The sequence below is a fragment of the Croceicoccus sp. YJ47 genome (assembly GCF_016745095.1).
GTDB lineage: Bacteria > Pseudomonadota > Alphaproteobacteria > Sphingomonadales > Sphingomonadaceae > Croceicoccus.
On the sequence record NZ_CP067087.1, the window covers coordinates 2,021,555 to 2,044,515 of the forward strand.

At 65.1% G+C, this 22,961-nt stretch carries 26 protein-coding genes and 1 tRNA gene; 10 read left to right on the top strand and 17 right to left on the bottom strand.

All coding sequences use genetic code 11. From position 1 onward, the window contains the following. Positions 1-3 precede the first annotated feature (3 nt). The 9 genes from JD971_RS09880 to JD971_RS09920 all read right to left on the bottom strand — a co-directional run bounded on the left by JD971_RS09880 (position 4) and on the right by JD971_RS09920 (position 5,582). A complete protein-coding gene (locus JD971_RS09880) occupies positions 4-357 on the bottom strand; it encodes a thermonuclease family protein (RefSeq protein WP_371809562.1) in 354 nt (117 codons plus the stop codon). Between the two features lie 8 nt (positions 358-365). Next, entirely contained in the window at positions 366-956 is a 591-nt protein-coding gene (locus JD971_RS09885; protein ID WP_202083038.1) for a hypothetical protein, read from the bottom strand. After that, complete coding sequence (locus tag JD971_RS09890; RefSeq protein ID WP_202083040.1) at positions 953-1,405, bottom strand: D-Ala-D-Ala carboxypeptidase family metallohydrolase; 453 nt, start codon at positions 1,403-1,405, stop codon at positions 953-955. Before JD971_RS09890 ends, JD971_RS09885 begins: the two co-directional genes overlap by 4 nt. A 3-nt stretch (positions 1,406-1,408) precedes the next feature. Continuing rightward, positions 1,409-1,828 carry a hypothetical protein gene (locus JD971_RS09895; RefSeq protein WP_202083042.1) on the bottom strand — a complete coding sequence of 140 codons (420 nt, stop codon included), beginning with the start codon at positions 1,826-1,828 and terminating at the stop codon, positions 1,409-1,411. Positions 1,829-1,835: 7 nt separating this feature from the next. After that, on the bottom strand, positions 1,836-2,042 hold the full coding sequence (locus JD971_RS09900; RefSeq protein WP_202083044.1) for a tail protein X: 207 nt from the start codon (positions 2,040-2,042) through the stop codon (positions 1,836-1,838). After that, positions 2,042-2,527: a head completion/stabilization protein gene (locus JD971_RS09905; RefSeq protein WP_202083046.1), complete on the bottom strand. Its 486-nt coding sequence runs from the start codon at positions 2,525-2,527 to the stop codon at positions 2,042-2,044. Before JD971_RS09905 ends, JD971_RS09900 begins: the two co-directional genes overlap by 1 nt. 139 nt (positions 2,528-2,666) lie before the next feature. Further along, positions 2,667-3,434, bottom strand: coding sequence for a phage terminase small subunit (gpM, locus tag JD971_RS09910; RefSeq protein WP_202083048.1), 768 nt, complete (start codon positions 3,432-3,434; stop codon positions 2,667-2,669). Between the two features lie 71 nt (positions 3,435-3,505). Beyond that, complete coding sequence (locus tag JD971_RS09915) at positions 3,506-4,624, bottom strand: phage major capsid protein, P2 family (RefSeq protein WP_202083050.1); 1,119 nt, start codon at positions 4,622-4,624, stop codon at positions 3,506-3,508. 85 nt (positions 4,625-4,709) lie between these two features. Then, a complete protein-coding gene (locus JD971_RS09920) occupies positions 4,710-5,582 on the bottom strand; it encodes a GPO family capsid scaffolding protein (protein WP_202083052.1) in 873 nt (290 codons plus the stop codon). 216 nt (positions 5,583-5,798) lie between these two features. On the opposite strand from JD971_RS09920, the gene JD971_RS09925 reads away from it, so the two are divergent. The 3 genes from JD971_RS09925 (at position 5,799) to JD971_RS09935 (ending at position 9,047) form a co-directional block, all read left to right on the top strand. Continuing rightward, a complete protein-coding gene (locus tag JD971_RS09925; protein WP_202083054.1) occupies positions 5,799-7,631 on the top strand; it encodes a terminase large subunit domain-containing protein in 1,833 nt (610 codons plus the stop codon). Continuing rightward, positions 7,631-8,692 (top strand): phage portal protein, encoded by a 1,062-nt coding sequence (locus JD971_RS09930; protein WP_236672037.1) that lies wholly within the window; start codon positions 7,631-7,633, stop codon positions 8,690-8,692. The genes JD971_RS09925 and JD971_RS09930 overlap by 1 nt, the downstream gene beginning before the upstream one ends. A 130-nt stretch (positions 8,693-8,822) precedes the next feature. Then, complete coding sequence (locus JD971_RS09935; RefSeq protein WP_202083057.1) at positions 8,823-9,047, top strand: hypothetical protein; 225 nt, start codon at positions 8,823-8,825, stop codon at positions 9,045-9,047. Between the two features lie 130 nt (positions 9,048-9,177). Here JD971_RS09935 and JD971_RS09940 read toward each other — a convergent pair whose 3' ends face one another. The 8 genes from JD971_RS09940 to infA form a co-directional block, all read right to left on the bottom strand. Further along, positions 9,178-9,525, bottom strand: coding sequence for a hypothetical protein (locus JD971_RS09940; RefSeq protein ID WP_202083059.1), 348 nt, complete (start codon positions 9,523-9,525; stop codon positions 9,178-9,180). 319 nt (positions 9,526-9,844) lie between these two features. Then, positions 9,845-10,690, bottom strand: a complete 846-nt coding sequence (locus JD971_RS09945; RefSeq protein ID WP_202083061.1) for a hypothetical protein — start codon at positions 10,688-10,690, stop codon at positions 9,845-9,847. Positions 10,691-10,709: 19 nt separating this feature from the next. After that, positions 10,710-11,975, bottom strand: coding sequence for an integrase arm-type DNA-binding domain-containing protein (locus JD971_RS09950; protein ID WP_202083063.1), 1,266 nt, complete (start codon positions 11,973-11,975; stop codon positions 10,710-10,712). A 158-nt stretch (positions 11,976-12,133) separates the two neighbouring features. Further along, positions 12,134-12,209, bottom strand: a tRNA-Phe gene (locus JD971_RS09955). 166 nt (positions 12,210-12,375) lie between these two features. Then, positions 12,376-12,510, bottom strand: coding sequence for a DNA gyrase inhibitor YacG (gene yacG / locus JD971_RS09960; RefSeq protein ID WP_202083064.1), 135 nt, complete (start codon positions 12,508-12,510; stop codon positions 12,376-12,378). Beyond that, on the bottom strand, positions 12,507-13,481 hold the full coding sequence (locus JD971_RS09965; protein ID WP_202083065.1) for a ribonuclease E/G: 975 nt from the start codon (positions 13,479-13,481) through the stop codon (positions 12,507-12,509). The genes yacG and JD971_RS09965 overlap by 4 nt, the downstream gene beginning before the upstream one ends. Further along, on the bottom strand, positions 13,474-14,049 hold the full coding sequence (locus JD971_RS09970) for a nucleoside triphosphate pyrophosphatase (protein WP_202083067.1): 576 nt from the start codon (positions 14,047-14,049) through the stop codon (positions 13,474-13,476). The genes JD971_RS09965 and JD971_RS09970 overlap by 8 nt, the downstream gene beginning before the upstream one ends. Positions 14,050-14,090: 41 nt before the next feature. Next, a complete protein-coding gene (gene infA / locus JD971_RS09975; RefSeq protein WP_202083068.1) occupies positions 14,091-14,336 on the bottom strand; it encodes a translation initiation factor IF-1 in 246 nt (81 codons plus the stop codon). A gap of 221 nt (positions 14,337-14,557) precedes the next feature. On the opposite strand from infA, the gene JD971_RS09980 reads away from it, so the two are divergent. From JD971_RS09980 to JD971_RS10010, 7 genes are all read left to right on the top strand, one after another. Then, the gene (locus JD971_RS09980; protein ID WP_202083070.1) at positions 14,558-17,020 is read left to right on the top strand and encodes a TonB-dependent receptor; all 2,463 of its coding nucleotides are present in this window, start codon (positions 14,558-14,560) and stop codon (positions 17,018-17,020) included. A 62-nt stretch (positions 17,021-17,082) separates the two neighbouring features. Further along, entirely contained in the window at positions 17,083-19,041 is a 1,959-nt protein-coding gene (uvrC, locus tag JD971_RS09985; RefSeq protein WP_202083071.1) for an excinuclease ABC subunit UvrC, read from the top strand. A gap of 64 nt (positions 19,042-19,105) precedes the next feature. Continuing rightward, positions 19,106-19,714 carry a GTP cyclohydrolase I FolE gene (gene folE / locus JD971_RS09990; RefSeq protein WP_202083073.1) on the top strand — a complete coding sequence of 203 codons (609 nt, stop codon included), beginning with the start codon at positions 19,106-19,108 and terminating at the stop codon, positions 19,712-19,714. After that, positions 19,714-20,220, top strand: a complete 507-nt coding sequence (locus JD971_RS09995) for a flavin reductase family protein (protein ID WP_202083074.1) — start codon at positions 19,714-19,716, stop codon at positions 20,218-20,220. The genes folE and JD971_RS09995 overlap by 1 nt, the downstream gene beginning before the upstream one ends. 120 nt (positions 20,221-20,340) lie before the next feature. Beyond that, complete coding sequence (locus tag JD971_RS10000; RefSeq protein WP_202083076.1) at positions 20,341-21,111, top strand: Crp/Fnr family transcriptional regulator; 771 nt, start codon at positions 20,341-20,343, stop codon at positions 21,109-21,111. Positions 21,112-21,148: 37 nt separating this feature from the next. Beyond that, positions 21,149-21,685: a hypothetical protein gene (locus tag JD971_RS10005; protein ID WP_202083078.1), complete on the top strand. Its 537-nt coding sequence runs from the start codon at positions 21,149-21,151 to the stop codon at positions 21,683-21,685. 116 nt (positions 21,686-21,801) lie between these two features. Beyond that, a complete protein-coding gene (locus tag JD971_RS10010) occupies positions 21,802-22,947 on the top strand; it encodes an acyl-CoA dehydrogenase family protein (protein ID WP_202083080.1) in 1,146 nt (381 codons plus the stop codon). The last annotated feature ends 14 nt before the right edge of the window (positions 22,948-22,961 follow it).

Below are 22,961 nucleotides of genomic sequence, written 5' to 3' on the forward strand. Positions count from 1 at the left end.
GGCTCAGCGATACTCGCGTGCCAGGCCGATGGAGATGAGATAGGCACCGGCGTCCTGACCATTCACCGAAAGATGCGCCAGCGTCCGGCCATAAAAATCACGGCCGTCGCGATGAACCAGAACCGGGCCGGTGCTCAAGAAATCCGCCAGTGCATCGCGGCTTTCCTGCGCCAGGGCGTCATCGCACCAATCGCGCGGTTTCGGCCGCCGACATCGCGGTGATCCCTTCAATTCCGGTGCCTCGATCTCGAGCAGCCGAATCCGCTCGTCGCCGCAGCGAATGGTGTCGCCGTCATGAACGGACATTTGCTGGCAGACCTCACCGGGGGCGGAGGCGAGCAACAGGAACGGGGCCAAAATCTCAATCATCGCATGACCTTAGCACTTGATGCCTCGATCGCCAGTGCCCAGTCGTGGGCTGCCTCGGCGCGCAGCGTGTTCGACGTGCAGATCCGCACGTCGGCCGCGCTTACGACCACCATGTCTCCATCAGATTTGTGATCGGGCGCATCCAGCTCGGCCGGTCGACCGGCTGCTTCAGCGTGTCCGGCGCCGCGATCGCCGGCGGGGGTAAAGGTTCCGCCGGGTGGACAATCAGCGGTTTTGGCCCGCACGCGGTGAGCAGCAATGTAGCGATCGGCAGCAGCCATGGCTTCCGGGGTCTGGGCATCGGCATTGTCATCGATCCTTTGGGCGAGTTGTCGATAGGCAGCTTCGGCGCGGGCGTGATCCTTCCGCGCGCGGGCATTGGCCGCGTCCTGAGCAGCCGCAACGGCCTTTAGCTCTTGCGCAAGGCGCACCGCCTTCGGCCGCCATCCTTCGACGGCGATCGGGCCGATGCGCATGCCGCCCAGCTGCACGCTTTGGAACGCGGCGATGAAGATTGCGATGGCCAGCAGCAGGCCGGTCAGGCCGACGCGGGCCACGATACGGGCGAGGAGGGGCGGCAGCGTCATGCGACCAGCCCCTTCCAATATTTGCGGCGGGTATAGGTCAGCACCGAATGACGGGCGCGATCGGGGCGGTAGCTGCAATGGATCCAGCCCGAGTTCGGATCGCCGCGCACGTAATTTTCGAGGATGAGCTGATCGAAGCGCAGATTGTCGCGGATCCATGTCGCGACGGCGAGGTTGGAGACGCCGGCGATCTCGAAGTCGGCGGCCTGCCCCTTGCAATGTTGCGAGCGGGCCGATGAGCCTACGGCGCGGCTCAGCGCGGGGGTGCGATAGCCGCTGGTAATGCGAACGGGGCGGCTGAACTGTTCGCGCACGGGCTCGAGCACGGCGCGGCACAAATGCCCCATCGCCTCGATATGATCGAGGGTCGGGCCGTTGGCGATGCCGAGGCGGCGCGCGGTGGCGCTGTTGGTGAATTCGGCGAGGCTGAAATGCGGCGACAGTTTCATGGGTCAGGCCTCCTGTTCCGACGGTTCGGCGGTCTCGGTGAAGGTGTAGGGCGGCACACCCGCTTCGCGCGCCTCGCGAAGGATGCCGGGGAACTCTTCACCAAGCAGCACCTGGACATGCGCCAGCTCGGGCGCGCCGGGTTCGTCGCGGGCAATCTTCGACACGAGCAAATGAATGGCGGTGCGCTGTCGGCCGACAGTGTCCATGACCTGTTGCAGCCGGTCGCCCATGCGCGCGACCTCCGCCTCGAGCACGCGGATCCGGCTGTCGCGCATTTCCTCGAACGCCTTTTCGCGCGCGTCGAGCTCGGCGCCGCGCTTGTCAATGCGGCCCGTCAGCTGTTTCCAGGCAAAGCGCAGACCGCCGCCGATCAGGCCGAGGACTGAAATGGCGGTGAAGCCGGTGTAGAATTCTTCGGTCATCGTTCGGTCAATCCCAAAGCTGGACGAGTTTGATGGTGGGTGCGGTGGCGGGCGGCGTGTCGGGCAGGTCGATCGGCGTGCCCGACGGCAGCACCGGGCCGAGCGCGGCGAGATCGGGATTGCGGGCCAGTACGGCGCTCACCGAACGTTCGCTGCCGAGCTCTCGCCAGCAGACGAGGTCGACCGTGTCGCCCTGGATGGAATGGACCCGCATCAGATCAGCTCGACCGCAGTGCGTGTAACGCCGAGGATGTCGCGGATCGCGTGTGTGGCGTTGCGGCGCAGCTCGTCGGCAGCGGTCGCTTCCTCATCGATGCGGCTGCGGCCGTCTACCGTGGCGCTGACATCGTGATGGGTTTCGGCAAGGTCGGCGGCCGCCATGCAGAACACCGCGCGGCGATAGAGCAGGACCGATGCCGATTCGCCGTCGATCGTTTCGGCCGGAATTGCGGCAAGCGACGGCGCGCCGGCCAGCACATGCGCGAGCTTCCATACGCGCAATTCGCGGCGGACATGGACCATCGCGCCGCGCAGGGCATCGCGCACCCGCTCCTCCGCGATGGAGCTGCGTCCGATTTTCATGGCGTCGCGAAAGCTCGCGATTGACACGCCCGGCCAGAAGACATCGCCGGCCACGATGTCGGTTTCCGGCGGTGGGGCCGTTTCGGATGGCGGGCGGGCGACGAAGCCGGACATCATGCTCCTTTCGAGCGATCAAAGTTTTCGGGGGTGGGGAAGCGCGAGAGGATGCGGTTTGGCAGGCAAGCCTGCTCCGTCCTTCGTCTTCCGCCCCCGAGCGCCGTGGGGCGAGGTCGTTGCGGCCGGTCGACCGCGAAATTCAGTCGTTGTTCGCGTCGGCCAGTTTGTTGGCCTCGCGCGTTCGTTGTTCGATCAGTTTCTTCACGCCCGACTTGTCATCGAGCGCGAGAGCGCGGTGCGCATGGCGTAGCGCGAATTCGAGTGCGGCTTTCTTGCCGCCGGCGGGGCCATCGCCCGAGCGTTCGCCAGCCTCGGCAACGTCGGCGCTACGTAGCGTCGCGATCGCGATTGCCTTGTGCAGCTTGGCGCGGGCCTGGTCGGGCATGTCCTCGTGTTCGGTCAGCTCGGCGATCTCGAGGAGGGGGCGCGTATCGATATGGTCCGCGCCGCTGCCCATCGCGCGAAGGGCAGTCTCGGCAAATTCCTCGGCGATCATGCAGCCGAGCGTGCGTTCGAAGCGCGAGGGCAGTTCCATGCCGTGGCGCAGGACACAGCGCGCACGGGGCAGGGCGCGGGCCTCGTCGGCGGTGTCGATCGCCCAGATCATCGTCTGCACCAGGATCCGATCACTTTGCACCATCTGGCCCTTGTCCTCGGCCTCGCGCGCGGCGGCGAGCACGCCTTCGGCCCAGTCGTCATATTTCGGCAGCAGCTCGGCCTTGCGGGCGATTTTGGCCTCGATCGATTGCATATCCTTCAGCCCGCGCAGATCTTCGCCCAGCTCGGCAAGCCGGATCTGGTAATCGCTCTCGGCGCGATCGGCGCGGCGCGGCGCGGCCTTGGCGGCGGGGGCTGCACGCTTTTGCGCCATGGTCCGGGCGCGGTGTCGCATCGCGAGGCTGGTCATCGAAGGGCGGTCCTGTTGGAAAGGGTGGCCCGGCCCGGATCAAGGCCGGGCCGGGGTGTCAGCGGTTGGGGTTATGCAGGGTCGGGGCGGGCCGGGGCGGCGCCGATGACGATATTCTCGACCAGCACGGCGAGCTCGTAATCTTCGACGACGTAATCCTCGTTCACGCTTTCGTAGTTGGCGATGCGATCATATTCGCTCTCGTCCCTCAGCTGCCGACGGCGCGTGCCTTCCTGGAAGTAGATGGAAAGGTTATCGAGCCGGGTGATGAGGATGCCATCGGCCGGGAAGAACGGCACGCGCACGGCGGGAAGTCCGCCGATCTGCTTGTTCGACCGGATGATGCGATCGGCGGCCTCGACCTCGGTCGCGGTGGCGCCGGCGTTCTGGACGATGTTGAAATATTTGTCGTCGACCAGGTCATGGTAAGCGATGACGACGAGATCGGTGTCGCCGCGGTGCCATTCGGGCAGCAGCCGCTTCGCATCGAGAACCAGCGCGTCGAGCGAGGAATAATCCGCCGCCGCGTCGACCGCATTGTCGAGGCTGGAATCATAAAGCTCCGCGCCTGCCTTGACGTAGATCGCCTTCGTCGCGTCGTCATCGGTGCCGTCGCTGTGCACGGAAAGCGAGCCGTCCAACAGGACCATTTCGGGCGCGCGGGTGCGGATCTTGTGGAGCCAGCCCTCGTTGACGTCCTGAAGCATCGGGAAGGCCGCGCGATCGGTCTCGACGGCGGCATGGGTGCCGTGCCAACCGATCATGATCCGGTCGCGACCCTGCTGTTTCAGGATCGCGTCGCGCAGTTTCGTTTCGAAGTCGGGGCGGTGGCGCCATGCGTCCATTGCGGCATAGCTGCGCGCCCAGTCGAAATTGGTCTGGCGGCAATGGTAGTTGTTCCGCTCCTCATTGCCGGTCGGATCGGTGGGGTTGCGGCGATTGCCGCCGGCGGTGTTGGTGCGCCCGGCGATGGTGCGCGTCGCCTCGAGTCCGATGGTCTGGCCCACCTGCTGGGTGACCGGCACCATGTTGATCGCGCTCAGGAACTCGGACGATTCCTTCATCCGCTCCTCGAGCTTTTGCTCGATCGATGGATCGACGGAGAAGCGGACGGTGGCGTCGGGTACCGAGTTCAGCAGCGCGATCTGGCTGACATAGGCGGAAAAGAGGGCACGGGTTTCGTTGCGCATGGGGCGGTCCTGTCGGGAGAGAAAGGCGGGGGGCGGTTTACAGGCGGGGCAGTTCAGTTGACGGGGCGAGTGTTCCGGTTGACGATCAGCAGTCGGTGCGGGCGAAGTTCGCGTTCTGGCCGCTGGCGAGCGGCCGCTGCGTGCCGCCCTTGTCGGTGTTTTCGACCGACGCCTTCAGCGTGTCATGATCGCTGCGCAGCTGGTTGAAGCTGGCGGTGAGATCCTTCCCCTGCTGTTCGACCGCGGCGGCGAGCTTGTTCACGCCATTGGCGAGCGCATTGAACGCGGCGATATTGTCGTTCGCGGGTTCGGGGACTTCCGGCTCTTCCTTTTCCGTCGGCGCAGGGTGTCCGGCGAAGAACTGTTTCATGGACGCGAACAAGCCCTTTGCCTCGGCGAGCAGCGCCGTCGTTTCGGCAGGGTCGTTTTTGCCATCGGAGAATTCCAGCCCGGTGACCGCATGGGCGGCGGAGAAGAAATTGCCCTTTTCGACCTTGCGCTCCGCAAAGGGGTTGGTCGACGCCTTCGCCGCGAACTGCATGACCTCGGTGCCGAGCGAGGCCGGGCTGTCGGTGACGGCGAGACCCTGAAGATAGGCCTTCCCGGTGCCGGCGAAGTTGGGGTTGAGTTCGACCGAGCTGAAAAGTTTCTGACCCTTGCCATTCAATTCGATCAGCGTGTCGAGCGCGTCGACCTGGGCGAACAGGCCGAGCTTCGTTTCGGTCTTGCCGCCCAGCTGGATCTCGACATCGCGGGTCTCGAGCGCGACGACGTCACCATAGGCATTGAAGGGCGCGTCGGCGGAAAAGCCGCGGATGTGTTCCATGTTGATCCGCGCCGTGTAGGTTTTCGGATCGTAGGTCTCGGCCATTTCTTCGAGCGCGCCGCGATCGAGCGTGCGGCCATCGCAGGTGGCGCCTTCGACGGCGATGCAGAAGAATTTCGAACGCTTGGGCATGATGGTCGCGGGCTCCATTGTCAGGTGAGCTTCGACGCCCAAGGACGAGAAAGGCGCCGAAGCTCGGGATCGGCAGGCGGGCACGCGCCTTGCCGAATTCATCGGCCCCGAAAGGGCACCGAAGCGGGCCGCGGTTCAAGCGGCGGGTGTTGTAAACCGGGCGGTTACAACAAGAGGAGCGCGCATGGCGGGCGGCTGTGCGGTTAGCTGGCGCCCATGTTGCTCGCCCCTCTCGATCGACCCGCCTATGCCGACGTGCGCCGTGAGGCGCGCTCTCTCTATTGGCGCGGGTGGGGCATCACCGACATCGTCGACGAACTCGATCGGCTCGGAGTTCGCGGCGAGGATGGCAAGCCGGTGCCGCGTCCGACGATCGCGAGCTGGGCCAAGCGCGAGAAGTGGAAGGAAGCGCCGCCGCTCCGCGCTGCCGAGGAATCGGTGCTGGTCCGGTACCAGATGCTGGTCGCCAAAGACGAGAAGAGCGGGAAGGACTTCAAGGAGATCGACCTGCTCGGCCGCCAGATCGAGCGGTTCGAACGATGCCGCCGCTATCGCGACAGCGGGAACGAGGCCGATCTCAATCCGAAGGTCGCCAATCGCAATGCCGGGCCGAAGAAGGCGAAGCGGCCGAACCTGATCGATGCCGACATGGCCGCGCAGCTGAAAGCCGCGTTCGAAGAGGAATGCTTCGGGTACCAGGGCACATGGTGGGCCAATGCCAATCAGCGCACCCGGTTCATCCTGAAGAGCCGCCAGATCGGCGCGACCTGGTATTTCGCGCGCGAAGCCTTGATCGACGCGCTCGACACCGGGCGCAACCAGATCTTCCTGTCGGCCTCGCGCCGGCAGGCCGAGATCTTCCGCCGCTATATCATCGAGTTCGTGTTCCGCGTCACCGGCGTCACGCTGAAAGGCGAGCACATGCTCATCGATCGCGGCGATGACGAGGACGGCAAGCCGCTGGAACGGCCGACGCTGTTCTTCCTCGGCGCGAACTATCGCACCGCGCAGGGCGAGCACGGTAATTTCTATTACGACGAGTGTTTCTGGGCGCAGGATTTCGAGCGCATCGACGAAGTCGCCAGCGGCATGGCCAGCCAGAAGCGGTATCGTGAGACCTATTTTTCGACGCCCTCGAGCACCGGGCACGGCGCCTATCGCAAATGGTCGGGCGAATGGTTCAACGAGGGCAAGCCCAAGAAGGACTGGACGAAGATCGAGGCCTATTCGGCCGACGATCTGCGCGACGGCGTGTTGTGCGCCGATGGGATCTGGCGGCAGCGCGTCACGATCGAGGACGCGGCGGCCAGCGGATGTGACCTGTTCGACATTGCAGATCTGCGCCGGCGTAAGTCGCCCGACGTCTTCGCCAATCTCTATCTGTGCGAATTCGTCGACGATGCGCAATCGGCCTTTCCGATGGCGCTGCTTAACCGTTGCCGCGTCGATGCCGACGACAAGTGGCGCGATTTCGATCCCTATGGTCTGCGCCCGTTCGGGGATGGCGAGGTGGCGATCGGTTACGACCCGCAGGAAAGCGCGCAGGGCGACGATGCCGCGCTCGTCGTGATCGCCCTGCCGACGAAAAAGGGCGCGCCGTTCCGCGTTCTCGACAAGCGGCGGCTGCGCGGTGATTTCGAGCTGCAGGCCGCCGCGATCGAGGACATGATGGGCCGCTATAACGTGGTCGACATCGGCATCGATACGACCGGCGTCGGCGCCGCGGTGCTTCAGCTGATCCGGCTAAAGTTCCCGGCGGCGCGCGGCATCCAGTATTCCGCCCAGGTGAAGAACCTCATGGTGCTGAAGGCGAAGAACGTCATCCGAGCCGGCCGCCTCGAGTTCGATGCGGGCGATAAGGACATCACCGCCAGCTTCCTGTCGATCCGGCCGCAGCTGACGAAGTCGGGCCAGCAGCTGACCTATGTCGCATCCCGGAGCGAGGACACCGGCCATGCCGATGTCGCGTGGGCGGTGATGCACGTCCTTTTCAACGAACCGCTCGACGGCGACGCCGCGGGCCAGAAATCCACGATGGAGATTTTTTGATGGCGCAGCCTGTCACGATTTACGATGCGCAGGGCCAGGCGATGGAGCGGGCGGCCGCGACGGCGACGATCGACCAGGACGGCAAGCGCGGCGTCACCGCCTTCAGCTTTGGCGAGCCGGAGCCGGTTCTCGATCGATCCAGCATGCTCGGCTATATCGAAAGCGTCACGAATGGCCGGTGGTACGTGCCGCCGGTGTCGCAATGCGGCCTTGCGCGCGCATTCGACATGCCGGGGCCGCACGCGAGCTGCATCCGGCTGAAGGTGAACCTGCTGGTGAAGCACTTCGTCCCGTCGCGCTGGCTCGACCGCGCGAACTTTCGCAAATGGGCGCTCGACTTCCTCAGCCTCGGCAATGGCTATCTCGAGCTCCGCGACAATCTCGCCGGGCGCCCGATGCAGTTGCGCCATGCGCTGGCACGCTACATGCGGCGCGGCGTCGACGAGGGGCACTTCTTCTTCGTGCCGGGTTGGCGCCAGGAACATGCGTTCGAACCGGGCCACGTTCACCAGCTGCTGCAGGAACATCCGGCGCAGGAGATCTATGGCGTGCCGGAATTCTTCGGGGCGCTGCAGGCCGGGCTCCTCGGCGAGGCCGCGACCCTGTTCCGGCGCCGCTATTATCTCAACGGGAGCCACGCGGGCTTCATCTTCTATGCCTCGGGCGCGGGGATGAGCAACGAGGACGCCGACCAGGTGCGTGAGGCGCTTCGGCAATCGAAGGGGCCGGGCAATTTCCGCAACCTGTTCCTGCATGCGCCGGCGGGCGGCAAAGACGATGTGAAGATCATACCGATCAGCGAGGTCGCCGCGAAGGACGAATTCCTGAATGTGAAGCGCGTGAGCCGCGATGAAATGCTGGCGGCCCATCGCACGCCGCCCCAGCTCGTCGCGATCATTCCCGAAAACAATGGCGGGTTTGGCGATGTGCAGAAGGCGCTCGACGTCTTCATGCTCAATGAGATCGAGCCGCTTATGTCGCGCATGATGGAGGTGAACGACTGGGTCGGGCTGACGGCGGTGGATTTCACGCCTTATGCTCCGCCATCGGCCGCTGCCTAGCCGATAGGGTGGACTAGTTCCGGGCTGTACGCGCCGGAACTAGTCCACCCGGCTTGCAGATCGAAGGGTTTTGCCCAGCGTTGCGGCGCGACACCTTCCCGGCTTGTTCTCATTTCGTTCTATAGGACGGATGAGCAGCAAGCACTTCCGAACCATCCACGATTTTTCCAGGCACGGATACGATGTCGAGCTGCGCTGCAGTTGCGGCCATCGCGCCATGCTGTCAGGCCGCGCGGTCGTCACGCGGTTCCATGAGATGCGCTGGCCGATCGGCCTGGAGGGCGCGGCAGAACGATTTCGATGCAGCGTGTGTGGGAGCCTACCGCAATCCATCGGGCCGCTCGCGCGAGACTGAGCCCGTCAGCACCTCACTGCCACCCGGAGCGCCGGGCTTGCCCCCACGCCTCGCCTGCAGGCTTTTTGCCCCGGTTTTGATGCAAATGGTTGGGCGAGCTTCGCCGCAGTTTCGCTGGGCAGCTATGCTATCAGGCAGCTGTGGCTCGTGTTGCGATATGATGCACGAAACGGCTAACCGAGCCATGGCGGCCGCCGGAGGGCTCTGGCGGAGTGGGAGGTTCAAGATCGGCGGCGTTCAAACCGCCCAGATTGAGAGGATCGTTGCCGCCGCGTGTCAGTGTCGAGAGCGGCTCATTCATAGATCGCGCGGCCACGAAATATCCCGTTCCTCGGCAGATCGTCAGTCGGCAAGTGCATGTCTGGCCGATCAAAGAAAACTCGCCGCCGCGCACTCGATATAGGGCCAGAAGATCCGCGTCGAAGAAGTGACCGCAATCAATGCAGCCGACGCGCAAGATTATGTTGTTCTCGATCATCTGTTGGAGAGTTCGATAAGCGACTGGCCAGATACGAATTTGCCCCATGTCCTAACTATAGCGATGCGAACAAATGGTGAAAGTGCTTTGTGGCAGAAGTCTAGGAATGAGGAAGGCGCGCGATGCGAATTGCGAGACCGTTATGACTGGCACGGCCTTTGCCCCCCTTGGCCCTCGCCAAGCATCGGAGCGGCGCAAGCCGCTCCGTCCGACGGTGCGGCCGTCGGTGATTTCCAGATTTGTTCGAACGTTTCGGGGCCGGTCAGTAAAGATATTGGGCGCAGCCCGCGCATGAGAAGGCGAAGCCTTCTCATTCCTTTCATGGATCAGAATGATCCCCCGGTTTCTCCGTCACTGAAGGATTCGCGGTCACGGCATCACGGGCGTCGAGCGCGCGGGCAACATTGGCCAGAACGTCGCCGTTCTTCGTCGCGCCGAACGCTGCTTGCCAGTCCGCGGCGGTCATGCTTGCCGCGATCCGGTCCAGTTCCGCCCTGTCGGCCGCTACACGGTCCTGCGCGCACGCTGGCGTCGGCGCAGGCCGAAGGAGCCGGCCGAGCCAGTTACGCATTTGTTCGGGCACGAGCAGGGCGTAGGCATTGCTGATCTGCCTGACTTGCGGGCCGTCGGGTTCGGGGTTCTCGATCGGTTCGCTGCGCCGCATCCAGCGCAGGAAGCCGCATTCGCGAAGCCGGACGAGGGCGCGGTGGGTTGCGGAATATGATCGTCCGATTGCGTCGGCGATCGTCGCGATGGCAGGTTCGAGGCGCCCGGTTGCATAGTCGACGATGCCGAACATGTATTCGAGCACCTCGAGGCCGACATGGCCGATGACGCCGTTCTCGCTGCCAGGCAGTTTCTCCCGCCGCTTGAGTCGCGAGGCAAATTCGAGTTCGCGCGCACGCTTCAACAGCGCCCGCGTCCAGCGTGCCCCGCCTCGCTTCGTGCCATCGTGAATCGGTCGCCAGAGGCGGTCCTCCATCTGACCGCGGGAATAGCTGTTGCGCCAGACGGGCTCGCCGCTGCGCGGGCTGTCGCCCCGGCCGAGCCGTGCGCGCACCTTGCGATCCAGTTTGACGCCGACGATCTGCGCCGCGATCGCGCCGAAGCTCGTGACGTTGTCACTGCCACCCGAAAGCTTGTCGCCGAAAACCGAGGCCGTCATGCGCGGCCTCCGATCCGCGCTAGTTGCGCGGTCCCATAAGAAGCTTTTCGGGTGCGGGCATGCCTTCCATCAGCAAATCGGCCCATTCCTGCGCGATGCGCCGGCGCGTCGGCATATACGCCGCGCGGTTGTAGATCGCTTCGACTCCGCGCGGCTGGTGAGCAAGCATGAGATCGATGATCGCCCGGTCGCCGGGCCGATCGAACTCCGCCGCGCGTTCGTTCATGATCGTCGAGAAGGTCGACCGCCAACCATGCGGAACGTGCTTGCGTTCGAAGCCGGGGATATGGCGATAGGCGACGTTCAGCGCATTCTCGCTGATCGGCCGATGCGAATGGCGTTGCGAGGGGAAGAGATAGCTGCGCCGTCCGGCCAGATCGGCGGCGAGCTTGAACACCTCGACAGCCTGTCTGGACAGCGGAATAATGAAGTCGAAGGCGCTCTGCTCGCTCTCGTCCTTTTCCAGCTTCATTTTTGCCGCGGGAATGCGCCAGATCGGGTTGGCGCCGCCGATATCCTCGAACTCGGCACGCTCTGCAAATCGGATCATGCCCGGTCGGGCCGCAGTCAAAGCCAGCAGGCGGGAAGCGAGCTTCGTCGAAGGTTGCCCAGGCCGCGCCTCGACGGCGAGCAGAAATCGCCGCGCAGTCTCGACATCCAGCAGGGCGGAATATTTGCGTTTCGGAACTGGCTTCAGCACGGCGGAAAGCGAGCTCGCCGGGTTCAGGTCGATCTGCTCCGACGCAATCGCCAGATCGAAGATGGCCGATATTCGCCAAAGAAGGCGATGCGCGCCATCGATCGAGCCGCGATCCTGGACCGCGTCGATCGCCGACCGAATGTGCGAAGGCTTGAGTTCTCGCAACGGGATCGAGCCGAGCGATGGAAAAGCATCGGCCTCGAGGCTCTGCATGACATGGACCGCGTGCCGGGGTTTCCAGCCTTCGCTCTGCAGCCGGTGCCACCGTAGCGCCGCCTGCCGAAACGTGAATTCCGTTTCGATGCGCCCGGCCCGCCGATCGCGAATGTTCTTGCGGATCGCATCCGGATCGCGACCTTCTCGCAGTTCGTGAAGTGCTTCGTCCCTTTTCGTCCGCGCTTCCTTCAACGATACGTTCGGATAGGGGCCGAAGGTGAGCTGCTTCTCCTTGCCACCGAATCGATATTTCAGCCGCCAGCTTTTGAAGCCTTTGGACGTGATGTAGAGGTGCAGACCGTTGCCGTCGAAAATCTTGCGGGGCTTTTCCGCTGGCTGCGCTGTGCGGCAGGCTTTGTCTGTCAGCACGCGATGCCCCCAATGCTTGGGGGCAGTGCCCCCGGAATGCCCCCGTAAGAAGTGGGCTTGGGTGGGTTTCGGCGCATCCGCATGAGAACGCCGATGCCGCTAAACCCAAGCTTTCGCAAGGGTCTCGGGCTTCGTTGACACCATTTGAGAAGAAGAAATGGTGCCCGAGGGCGGGATCGAACCACCGACACTACGATTTTCAGTCGTATGCTCTACCAACTGAGCTACTCGGGCATCGCCGTCGTGACAGCGTCACCGCGTTCGCGACCGGTCCGAAGAACCGTCCGCGACGGGAGCGCCGCCTATGGCCAAAGCTGGCCTGCCTGTCCAGCCCCAATCGCGTGGTTTTTTTATACGCGCTCTAACCATCCTCGTCGGGATCGTGCACCGGCACGTCGGCCTACGGGCCGGGAATGGCGTAACCATCGCCGAGCCAGTTCGCGAGGTCGCGGTCCCGGCAGCGCGATGAACAGAACGGCGCATGGTCCGCATGGCGCGGCTTGGCGCAGATCGGGCATTTGCGGAGAGTCGTCATGCCTCCACCGCTTGGGCGAAACCGGCCTCGGGCGCAAGGGCAGGATCGGTCGTGATCCGCGTCGCGCGCCCCGTCCGGCGGGAAAGCTCGGCGATCCGATCCTCCGACAGATGCGAGGCTAGGGCGGGGTGGGCAGCGATCAATATGGTGCCCGCCCCCGCGACCCGTTCCGCGCGGCGCAGCAACTGGCGCGCGGCGGCGGCCATGCGGCGATGGGCCACGCGGTGCAGGATCGACGGGCCGCCGTTGCGCGAAACGATCTGGACGAAGCCGAAGCCGTTCATCGCCGTGCGTTCGTGGGCGAATCCGGCAAGGGCATGGGTCAGCGCGTCATCGACCGCGCGGCGGTCCGCTTTGTCCGGTAGCGTTGGAAAGTCGATGCCGACCGATCCGCCCATGTCGAATCGGCGCAGCGCCGCCGCGATGGCCGGCACGGCGGAGAGCGATAAAGTGCGCGGCGGCAGGGTGCCGTCAATGTCGATCAAGGTCATGGCGGGCGTCGGGGACAGGACGATCGCGCCGCCGGTGAAATCGAGGCGGCGCTCGAACGCCTCGGCCATCAACGCGTCCCATTCGCCGCCGGGAAAGCTTCGCACGCGCACCGGATCGTGCCCTTCGTCGCGCAGCATGTCGAACAATGTCGGCGCGCTGCGCAAACCGGCGTCGGTCGGGCGGGCCTGCGCGCGTTTCACGCGGCCCGGCTCGCCAATCGCGGCGCGCGTGATTTCGAGTGTGATCGCCGCCCCCTCGCTCGCGTCGCGGGGCAGGCGCGATACCAGCACCTCCGTCCCGTCGGCGAGGCGCGCCGTCCCCCGCGCAGCGCCCGTGTGCCGCGCCACCAGCCGGGCGGCCACCACCGCGCCCGCCGCCAGCTCGCCCGGCCAGCGGATGCGCGCAGCGACAATGGCGTCATTCTCGATACAGACCGCGCGTTCCTCCGCGATGCCGTCCTCGACGCGCCAGTCAGCCAATGGCGAAGCCCGCGGATTTCAGCAATGCGCGCGTTTCATAAAGGGGGAGGCCGACCACGCCCGAATGGCTGCCCCGTATCCACTGGACCAGCGCCTCGGCCATGCCCTGCAGCGCGTAGCCGCCGGCCTTTCCGTCCCATTCGCCGCTGGCGATATAGGCGGCGATTTCCTCGTGGGAGAGCACCTTGAAACGCACGATCGTCTCGCTCAACCGTTCGCGGATCGTGCCGTCGGGCGCGCGCAGGGCAATGGCGGAAAGGACGCTGTGCCGGCGTCCGGACATGAGCGTGAGACAGGCGCGCGCGGTATCCGCATCCTCCGCCTTGGGCAGGATGCGGCGACCGAGCGCAACGACCGTGTCCCCGGCCAGCACATGACCGGTATCGTCGCGGACGGCTTCGGCCTTTTCGCGGGCCATGCGGCGGGCATAGGCGCGTGGAAGCTCGCCATCGCAGGGCGTTTCGTCGATGTCGGCGGGCGCGATGCGGGCCGGCGCGAGGCCCAGGCGCGACAGCAGTTCGGCCCGGCGCGGGCTGGCCGAGGCGAGGATCAGTTCGGGCGCGGACATCGGTTCAGGCGCGGAGAGGTTACAGGTGCGCGCGGAGCGGCTCAGCTCGGTCCCGGACCGCCGCGACCCGGCATGAAGCGATAGGTGATGCGGCCCTTGGTCAGGTCATAGGGCGTCAGTTCGACGAGAACCTCGTCACCGACGAGAACGCGAATCCGGTTCTTGCGCATCTTGCCCGCGGTGTGGCCGAGAATCTCGTGATCGTTCTCAAGCTTCACCCGGAACATTGCATTGGGCAGCAGTTCGACGACCGTGCCACGCATTTCGAGGAGTTCTTCTTTGGCCATGTGCGGGCTTCGTGCGCCCTTCCTTTCCGCTGCTGTTCGATGAATTCGTTCGTCCGGCCGAAACCGGAACGATGCGCGCCCATAGCGTCGCCGCGCCGAAATGGGAAGCGCCATGGGCAAATTCAAGCGATTACGCACGTTTGGTCGTGCCGTGCCGCACTGCGACAAATTAATACCACCCGTGACTATCTCACGCAGGGGCGGTCTTCTATCGCAGGCCCATGATCATTCGTCCGACCTTCGGCGCGAGCGCGGCCATCGCCGTCATCGCATGCAGCAGCCCCGCCCTGGCACAGAACGGCAGCGATGCGCAGCCGGGCGGAGACGTCGTTGAGGGCGAGCCCGTCACGCTCGATGAAATCGTCGTCATCGCCCCGCGCCTTCGCGGTTCGGTCGATGCGCCGCAAGCGCCCGTGGCCGTGCTCGACGAGGAGGAGATCGCCGGTTTCGGCGCCGGCTCCATCGCCGAGCTGGTCGAGCAGCTCGCCCCGCAGGTCGGATCGGGAAGCGGACGCGGCGGCGGCAGGCCGGTCTTTCTCCTCAACGGACAGCGCGTGTCGAGCTATCGCGAATTGTTCAACTATCCGCCCGAGGCGATCGCGCGGGTCGAGGTATTGCCGGAGGAAGTCGCGCTGCGCTTCGGCTATCCCGCGACGCAGCGGGTCGTGAACTTCATCCTCAAGGACAATTTTTCGGCCCTGACCGCAGAGGTCGAATATGGCCAGCCGACAGACGGCGGCTATGCGACCAACGAACAGGAGGTCAGCCTCGCGCAGATCAACGGACGGAACAGGCTCAATATCGCGCTCGAACTCGAAGACAGCAGCGGGCTGACCGAGGCGGAGCGGGGCGTATCCTCCGCGCCTGCGCCCGTGTTCGGCGATGATGCGAACCCGGCCCGGTTCCGCAGCCTCGTTGCCGATACGCGCGATTTTGCGCTCAACGGCAACTGGTCCACCGGGCTGGGCGAGGATGGCGGCGGCGGTTCGCTTTCGTTCAACGCCGCGATCACGCGGTCGGACAGCGTGGCGCTCGCCGGGCTGGACACGGTGACGCTGACCGCGCCGGACAGGGCGAGCGCCTATCGCGCGCTTTATTCCGCGGCGCTGGGCTATGGCGCGCGGGTCCGCGATGTGCAGAGCAATGGTTTCGAACTCGGCACTGCGTTCAACACGCGCCTTGGCGACTGGGACCTGACCGCGACGGGCAAATGGACCCATTCGGAAAACCGGACGCGCAGCGATGTCGGCGCCGATACGGGCGCGCTCGCCGCCGCGGCCCTGGCCGGGGACGTCGCGATCGGCGCGCCGGTCGGCGATCTGCTGGCCGCCGGCCTGATCCGCCCCGGCGGCAGCGAGCTATCCCGCACCAATGGCGAGAATGCGACCAGCCTCGTGACCCTCGTGGGCCGCCCCGCCGAATTGCCGGGCGGGGAAATGACCATGACGCTGACCGCCGGTTACGACTGGCAGAATGTCGTGGGGCGCAACACGCGTAACCCGGCCAGCGCGTCCGACCTGACGCGGGGCGATGCCAATGCGGGCGTGACGCTCGGCATTCCGATCACCAGCCGGCGGACAGGCTTCCTCGACGCGGTGGGCGACATCACGCTCGACCTGTCGGGCGCGGCGCGGCATCTCTCCGACTTCGGCATGCTCTATTCGGGGAGCGCCGGCGTCAACTGGGGCGTGACGGAGCGGCTGGGCCTCAATGCGAGCTTCAACTATCGGGAGGCGGCGCCGTCGCTCTCGCAGCTCGGCGCACCGCGGATCGTGACCGTGGGTGCGACGGTGTTCGATTTCGCGAGCGGGCAGACGGTGCTGGCCAATCTCATTTCGGGGGGCAATCCCGACCTCGTCGCCGAGCGGCAGGGCGACTGGAAATTCGGGGCGAATTACGACCTGCCCTTCCTCGACCGGTCGCGCGTCATCGCCGAATATTTCGACGAGACGAGCAAGAACGTGTCCAGCGCCTTTCCCATACTCACCCCCGCGACCGAGGCGGCCTTTCCGGGCCGCGTCATTCGCGATGGCGCGGGCAATCTCGTCGCCATCGACCAGCGCCCCGTGACCTTTGCCGAGCAGAACGGGCGCCGCCTCCGCCTGGGCTTCGACCTGTCCGACCGGATCGCCGCGCGCGATGAGGACGGCGCGCAAAAGGGTGGGCGCGGCGGCGGGCCGGGGTTCGGCCGGAACGAAGGCGGCGGACGCTGGCAACTGGGGTTCTACCACACGATCCGGTTTCAGCAGGACGTGCTGGTCTCCGGCAACGGGCCAAGGCTGGACCTGCTCGACGGGGCGGCGCTTTCGGGCAATCCGACCGCGCGGCACCAGTTCGAGATGAACGGCGGCCTTTTCTACGAAGGGATCGGCCTGCGGCTTTCGGGCGATTACGTGGGCAAAAGCGCGATCGACGGCACGCTCACGGGCCGGGACACCACGCTGACCTTCGATCCGATCATCCGGTTCGATGCGCGGATCTTCGTCGATCTGGGGCAGCAGGACAGCCTCGTCGAAAAATGGGGTTTCCTCGACAACAGCCGGGTTTCGCTGCGCATCGACAATATCTTCGATGCACAGCAACGGGTGCGGGATGCGACCGGCGCGGTGCCGGTCAATTACCTGCCCGATTTCCTCGACCCTGCCGTTACGTTTTTCGAGATCGATTTCCGCAAGCAGTTCTGATCGCGCAATGCGAGGCGCGAGGGCGGTTCCATTCCGGCCCTTGCGCCCCTATCTCCTCCGCCATGGCCAAGACCCCCGCCGCCCCGCCTGCAAACGCATCGTCGGACCGCTTTCTCGAGGAGAAGGCGACCCATACCGTGCGCGGGTCGGGTGGCAGCACCGACATCGCCGCCGGCGTCGCCGCCATCCGCGAGGTGCAGCGCACGTTGAAGCCCAAGCCCGGCGTGTATCGCATGCTCGATGCGAAGGGCGAGGTGCTCTATGTCGGCAAGGCCCGCGCGCTGAAAAACCGGGTCGCCAATTATACGCAGGTCGAACGATTGTCGAACCGCCTGCGCCGTATGGTCAGCCAGACCCGCGGCATGGAGATCGTCACCACCAATTCGGAGGCCGAGGCGCTCCTGCTCGAGGCGCAGCTGATCAAGCGGTTTCGCCCGCCCTACAATGTGCTGTTGCGCGACGACAAAAGCTTTCCGTTCATCCTGCTGCGCAGCGATCACGATTTTCCGCGCATCATGAAACATCGCGGCGCGCGCCGGGCCAAAGGCAGCTATTACGGCCCGTTTGCCAGCGCCGGATCGGTCAACACCACGATCAACGCGCTGCAGAAACTGTTCCTGCTGCGGTCGTGCACCGACAGCTTTTTTTCCCGCCGCGACCGGCCCTGCCTGCTCTATCAGATCAAGCGATGTTCCGCGCCCTGCGTCGGACGCATCGATGCCGAGGGTTACGACGCGCTCATCCGGCAGGCGAAGGATTTCCTCGGCGGGAAATCGGGCGCGGTGCAAAAGGAGATCGAGACCGAGATGGCGCGCGCCGCCGCCGATCTCGACTTCGAACGGGCCGCCATGCTGCGCGACCGGCTGCGCGCCGCGACCTTTATCCAGGGCAGCCAGGCCATCAATGCGAACGGGGTCGGCGATGCGGACGTGTTCGCCATGGCGGTGAAGGGCGGGCAGACCGGCATACAGGCGTTCTTCATCCGCGGGGGGCAGAACTGGGGCCATCGCGCGTTCTTTCCCCGGCACGACGGCGACATGGATGCCGATGCGGTGATGGCCGCCTTCCTCGCGCAGTTTTACGAGGAGGTGCCGCCCGCGCCCATCGTGCTGATCGATCGGGAGCTGGAGGAGCGCGAATTGCTGGAGGATGCGCTGTCCGAACTCGCCGAACGCAGGGTGAGCATTTCGGTGCCGCAGCGCGGGGACCGTCGCCGCCTGCTCGAACAGGCGTCGCGCAATGCGACCGAGGCGCTGGACCGCCGCCTTGCCGAGACCAGCACACAGGCCCGGATCATGCGCGAAACGGCTGAGTTCCTCGAACTGGCCGAGGTGCCTTCGCGCATCGAGATCTACGACAACAGCCATATTCAGGGCGCGAACGCGGTCGGCGCGATGGTCGTCGCCGGGCCGGAGGGGTTCCTCAAAAACCAGTATCGCAAGTTCAACATCAAGAGCGCGCAGACCAACGACGATTTCGGCATGATGCGCGAGGTGATGAACCGCCGGTTTGCCCGCGCGCTCAAGGACGATCCCGACCGCGAAACGCTTGGCAAGCAGGATGCGGCATGGCCCGATCTCGTGCTGGTCGATGGCGGCAAGGGCCAGTTGTCGAGCGTGATGGACACGCTGGAGGAGCTGGGCATCGAGGATGTCGCCGTCGTCGGCATCGCCAAGGGACCGCATCACGGGCGCGAGGGGCGCGAGGTGTTTCATTTCCCCGACGGACGGGAAAAGATGCTGCCCACCAATTCGCCGGTGCTGTTCTATCTTCAGCGCCTGCGCGACGAGGTGCACCGTTTCGCGATCGGCGCACACCGCGCCAAACGCAGCCGCGCGATCAGCGCCAGCCCGCTCGACGAAATTCCCGGCATCGGCCCGGCGCGCAAGCGGGCGCTGCTGCTCCATTTCGGGACGGCGGGGAAGGTTCGGGCCGCATCGCTCGACGATCTGGCGCGGGTGCCCGGTGTTTCGGAGCAGGTCGCGCGCACCATCTATGATTTCTATCACCCCGGCGGATGAGCGGGCGCTGGATTTGTCCCGGCCCATACCCTAGACCCCGGATCGGCAAACAGGAGAACGACCCATGAGCAGCCTCGTCGGACCGGATGAAGACAATCCGCTCGGCAAGCCCGATGTCCCGGACGAGGTGCAGGACGCGATCCGCACGCTGATCCGCTGGACCGGCGACGATCCGGAGCGCGAGGGTTTGCTCGACACGCCGAAACGGGTCGCGCGCGCCTGGCTCGAATATTGCCAGGGATACAGGGAGGATCCGTCGATCCACCTGTCCCGCATATTCGAGGAGGTTGGCGGTTATGACGAGGTCGTGCTGCTGCGCGACATCCCGTTTCAGTCGCATTGCGAACATCACATGGCGCCGATCATCGGCAAGGCGCATATCGCCTATCTCCCGCGCGATCATGTCGTCGGCATTTCCAAGCTCGCCCGCGTGCTGCACGGGTTTGCCCGCCGGTTGCAGATTCAGGAACGGCTGACCGCCGAGGTCGCCGAATGCATCTGGGACCATCTGAAACCGCATGGCGTCGCCGTGGTGATCGAGGCGAGCCATGCCTGCATGACCGCGCGCGGCGTGCGCACGCCCGGCGTCGGCATGACCACGAGCCGCATGATGGGCGTGTTCCGCGACGACGATCGCAGCCGCAAGGAAGTCTTGTCACTGATGGGGTATTGATGAGCGAGCATCCCGAAAATTCCGATTTCTTCCGCAAGGTGCTGGGCCATTGCAGCACCGCGGTCACGGTGATCACCGCGCCCGGCGCCGACGATGGCGACGGCCCCGTCGGCATGACCGTGGGCTCGTTCCTGTCGGTGTCGCTCGATCCGCCGCTGGTCGCGTTCCTTCCCGCGACGAGCAGCAGCACGTGGCCGCGCATCCGCGACGCGGGCAAGTTCTGCGCCAACGTGCTCACGCAGGATCAGATGGATCTGTGCACCCGGTTCACCCGGCCCGTGGCCGACCGTTTCGCCGGGGTCGGCTATCGCATGTCGGACAATGGCTCGCCCATTCTCGACGATTGCCTGGCCTTCGTCGATTGCGACATCGAGGCGGTGCACCCCGCCGGGGACCACGTATTCGTGGTGGGCCGCGTGCGCGAACTCGCGCTGGAAAAAGAAAGCGAGCCGCTGCTCTTCTTTCAGGGCCGCTACCGCGCGCTGCTCCCCCTCGGCGAGGGGTAAACGCGTGCGAGCGTCCACCGGCGACGCGCCCGCCGCCCCGGCTTGCCATAATCAGCCGCCTCACTTAGCGAAGGCAGCGAGGCACCCGGCAGGGCAGCGAACCACGCGGACGAGGGGCATGTGAAGAAGGCGTTTGACAGCGACTATCCGGTAACGGGACGATTTCTGAAGGGCAGGCTGCGTCACGCCATGTCACGGCACGAGGCGGACGCGACCGAGGCGATGTTCGATACTGTCGAGCGTTTCGACGATGGCCATGTGCTGTCCCGGCGCGGAGAGCTGGTGAACAGGTCGACGATACTCGTCGATGGCTATGTCATTCGGGCCGTCGTCGAACGGGACCGCCGCCATATCGTCGGAATCCAGGTGCCCGGCGACTTCATCGACCTGCATGGTTATGCGCTCAAACGGCTGGACCACGATCTCGTCGCGGTGGGGCCGGTGCGCGTGTCCTTCGTCGATCATGAGCGGCTCAACCATACGTTGAGCGGCGATCTGCATCTGACGCGGCTGATGTGGTTTTCGACGCTGCTCGATGCCTCGATCCACCGGGCGTGGATCATGAAGATGGAGCAATTGCCCGCCGATGGTAGCTTCGCCCATCTCCTGTCGGAGATATGGGAGCGGCTGCGTCTGGTCGGGCTCGGCGATGCGCAGGGTTTCGACTTTCCCATGACGCAGATCGACCTTGCCGATGCGTGCGGCACGACCGCCATCCACATGAACCGCATGGTGCAGAAATTGCGCGCCGGCGGTATCGTCGATATTCGCCGGGGGCGCGTGAACGTCCTCGATCGTGCGCAGCTGCACGGCATTGCGCGATACGATCCCGATTACCTCTACGGTCCGGGCGATCTCGCGGTTGGCGCCCATTTCGACATAGCGGATTGATGCCATGCGGATTTCTCACAAAGCGAAAGGCGACGCCATGAAACCCATTCCCGTACTCCTGCTCACCGCGATGCTGTGTGCATGCGGCGCCGCCGACGACGATACGCGCCCGGTCGAAAGCGAGGTCGTGGCGGACGATGCGGACGACGGTGCGGCCCTCGAGCCAGGCGATCAATCGCTGGCCGATCCGGCGCCCGGTTCTGTCACTGCTCCCGCGGACGGCGTGCGCGGGTCGGGGGACGGCGGGTCGGCGGACGCCACCCCCATGGCGATACCGGCGTCGATGCGGGGGCGGTGGGGCCTGACCCGCAACGATTGCGACGGACCCGCTTCGGTGGCGAAAGGTTTGCTGACTATCGAAACGAACAGGCTGACCTTTTACGAATCGAGGGGCACGTTGGCCGACGTGACGGAACGGTCGGACGATTATCTGCGCGCCATGTTTGCGTTCGTGGGTGAAGGCATGGAATGGCGCCGGGACATGATGCTGCGCCGGGAAGGCGACGTATTGCTGCGCCGCGAATTCGGGCCCGATGCCATGCGCGGTGACGAAAGATATATGCGCTGCGCGTGAACCGCGCGGCCCGCGATGCGTAAAGACAGGAAACGCCCGCCCCGCCGCGCGGCGCAAAAGGGTGGCCATAAGAACGACCGACCGCGCCTTCGCGGCTGAAGAGGAAACGAGACACGATGGAAGACCAGTTTTCGCTGACCGGCGACCAGATCGCCATTCAGGAGATGGCGCAGCGCTTTACCGCCGACAATATCACGCCCCATGCCGGCGAATGGGACGAAAACGCGATCTTCCCCCGCGATACGATCAAGGCCGCGGCAGAGCTGGGCTTCGGGTCGATCTACGTGTCGGAGGAATCGGGCGGGATCGGGCTCGGCCTACTGGAGGCCGCGCTCATCATGGAGGCGATGGCCCATGGCTGCCCCTCGACCAGCGCGTTCATCTCGATCCACAACATGGCCGCGTGGATGATCGACCGTTTCGGCGGCGAGGCGGTGAAATCGAAATATCTGCCCGACCTCATCGGCATGGACCGGCTGGCGAGCTATTGCCTGACCGAACCGTCGTCGGGTTCCGATGCGGCGGCGTTGAAGACCAAGGCGGTGGACAAGGGCGACCATTACGAGGTCACCGGATCCAAGCAGTTCATTTCGGGCGGCGGCGAGAATGAAATCTACGTCGTGATGGTCCGCACCGGCGCCGACGGACCGAAGGGCATTTCGTGCCTCGTCATCGAAAAGGACATGGAGGGCGTGTCCTTCGGTGCGAACGAGAAGAAGCTGGGGTGGAAGAACCAGCCCACCGCGCAGGTCATCTTCGACAATGTAAAGGTGCCCAAGGAAAACCGCGTCGGCGACGAGGGGCAGGGTTTCTCCATCGCGATGACCGGCCTTGACGGCGGGCGGCTCAATATCGGGGCGTGCTCGCTCGGCGGGGCGCAGCGCGCACTGGACGAGGCGATCGCCTATACCAAGGACCGGACGCAGTTCGGCAAGGCCATCGCCGATTTTCAGAACACGCAATTCACCATCGCGGAAATGGCCGCCGAGCTGGAGGCGGCGCGCGCGCTGCTTTACCTCGCCGCGGTGAAGGTCACGAACGAGGCGCCGGACAAGACGCGCTTTGCCGCGATGGCGAAGATGATCGCGACCGAAACCGGATCGCGCGTCGTCGACCATGCGCTGCAGCTTCATGGCGGCTACGGCTATCTCAAGGATTACCCGATCGAGAAACTGTGGCGCGACCTTCGCGTTCATTCCATTCTCGAAGGCACGAACCAGATCATGCGCATGATCGTGGGCCGCGATCTCCTGCGCGATTGATAGACAAGCGAAGG

Coding starts and splice junctions, on each gene's coding strand:
- JD971_RS09885 (WP_202083038.1), bottom strand. CDS start 956: ATGACGCTGCCGCCCCTCCTCGCCCGTATCGTGGCCCGCGTCGGCCTG.
- JD971_RS09890 (WP_202083040.1), bottom strand. CDS start 1,405: ATGAAACTGTCGCCGCATTTCAGCCTCGCCGAATTCACCAACAGCGCC.
- JD971_RS09895 (WP_202083042.1), bottom strand. CDS start 1,828: ATGACCGAAGAATTCTACACCGGCTTCACCGCCATTTCAGTCCTCGGC.
- JD971_RS09900 (WP_202083044.1), bottom strand. CDS start 2,042: ATGCGGGTCCATTCCATCCAGGGCGACACGGTCGACCTCGTCTGCTGG.
- JD971_RS09905 (WP_202083046.1), bottom strand. CDS start 2,527: ATGATGTCCGGCTTCGTCGCCCGCCCGCCATCCGAAACGGCCCCACCG.
- gpM (WP_202083048.1), bottom strand. CDS start 3,434: ATGACCAGCCTCGCGATGCGACACCGCGCCCGGACCATGGCGCAAAAG.
- JD971_RS09915 (WP_202083050.1), bottom strand. CDS start 4,624: ATGCGCAACGAAACCCGTGCCCTCTTTTCCGCCTATGTCAGCCAGATC.
- JD971_RS09920 (WP_202083052.1), bottom strand. CDS start 5,582: ATGCCCAAGCGTTCGAAATTCTTCTGCATCGCCGTCGAAGGCGCCACC.
- JD971_RS09925 (WP_202083054.1), top strand. CDS start 5,799: ATGTTGCTCGCCCCTCTCGATCGACCCGCCTATGCCGACGTGCGCCGT.
- JD971_RS09930 (WP_236672037.1), top strand. CDS start 7,631: ATGGCGCAGCCTGTCACGATTTACGATGCGCAGGGCCAGGCGATGGAG.
- JD971_RS09935 (WP_202083057.1), top strand. CDS start 8,823: ATGAGCAGCAAGCACTTCCGAACCATCCACGATTTTTCCAGGCACGGA.
- JD971_RS09940 (WP_202083059.1), bottom strand. CDS start 9,525: ATGATCGAGAACAACATAATCTTGCGCGTCGGCTGCATTGATTGCGGT.
- JD971_RS09945 (WP_202083061.1), bottom strand. CDS start 10,690: ATGACGGCCTCGGTTTTCGGCGACAAGCTTTCGGGTGGCAGTGACAAC.
- yacG (WP_202083064.1), bottom strand. CDS start 12,510: ATGACGACTCTCCGCAAATGCCCGATCTGCGCCAAGCCGCGCCATGCG.
- JD971_RS09970 (WP_202083067.1), bottom strand. CDS start 14,049: ATGTCCGCGCCCGAACTGATCCTCGCCTCGGCCAGCCCGCGCCGGGCC.
- infA (WP_202083068.1), bottom strand. CDS start 14,336: ATGGCCAAAGAAGAACTCCTCGAAATGCGTGGCACGGTCGTCGAACTG.
- JD971_RS09980 (WP_202083070.1), top strand. CDS start 14,558: ATGATCATTCGTCCGACCTTCGGCGCGAGCGCGGCCATCGCCGTCATC.
- uvrC (WP_202083071.1), top strand. CDS start 17,083: ATGGCCAAGACCCCCGCCGCCCCGCCTGCAAACGCATCGTCGGACCGC.
- folE (WP_202083073.1), top strand. CDS start 19,106: ATGAGCAGCCTCGTCGGACCGGATGAAGACAATCCGCTCGGCAAGCCC.
- JD971_RS09995 (WP_202083074.1), top strand. CDS start 19,714: ATGAGCGAGCATCCCGAAAATTCCGATTTCTTCCGCAAGGTGCTGGGC.
- JD971_RS10005 (WP_202083078.1), top strand. CDS start 21,149: ATGAAACCCATTCCCGTACTCCTGCTCACCGCGATGCTGTGTGCATGC.
- JD971_RS10010 (WP_202083080.1), top strand. CDS start 21,802: ATGGAAGACCAGTTTTCGCTGACCGGCGACCAGATCGCCATTCAGGAG.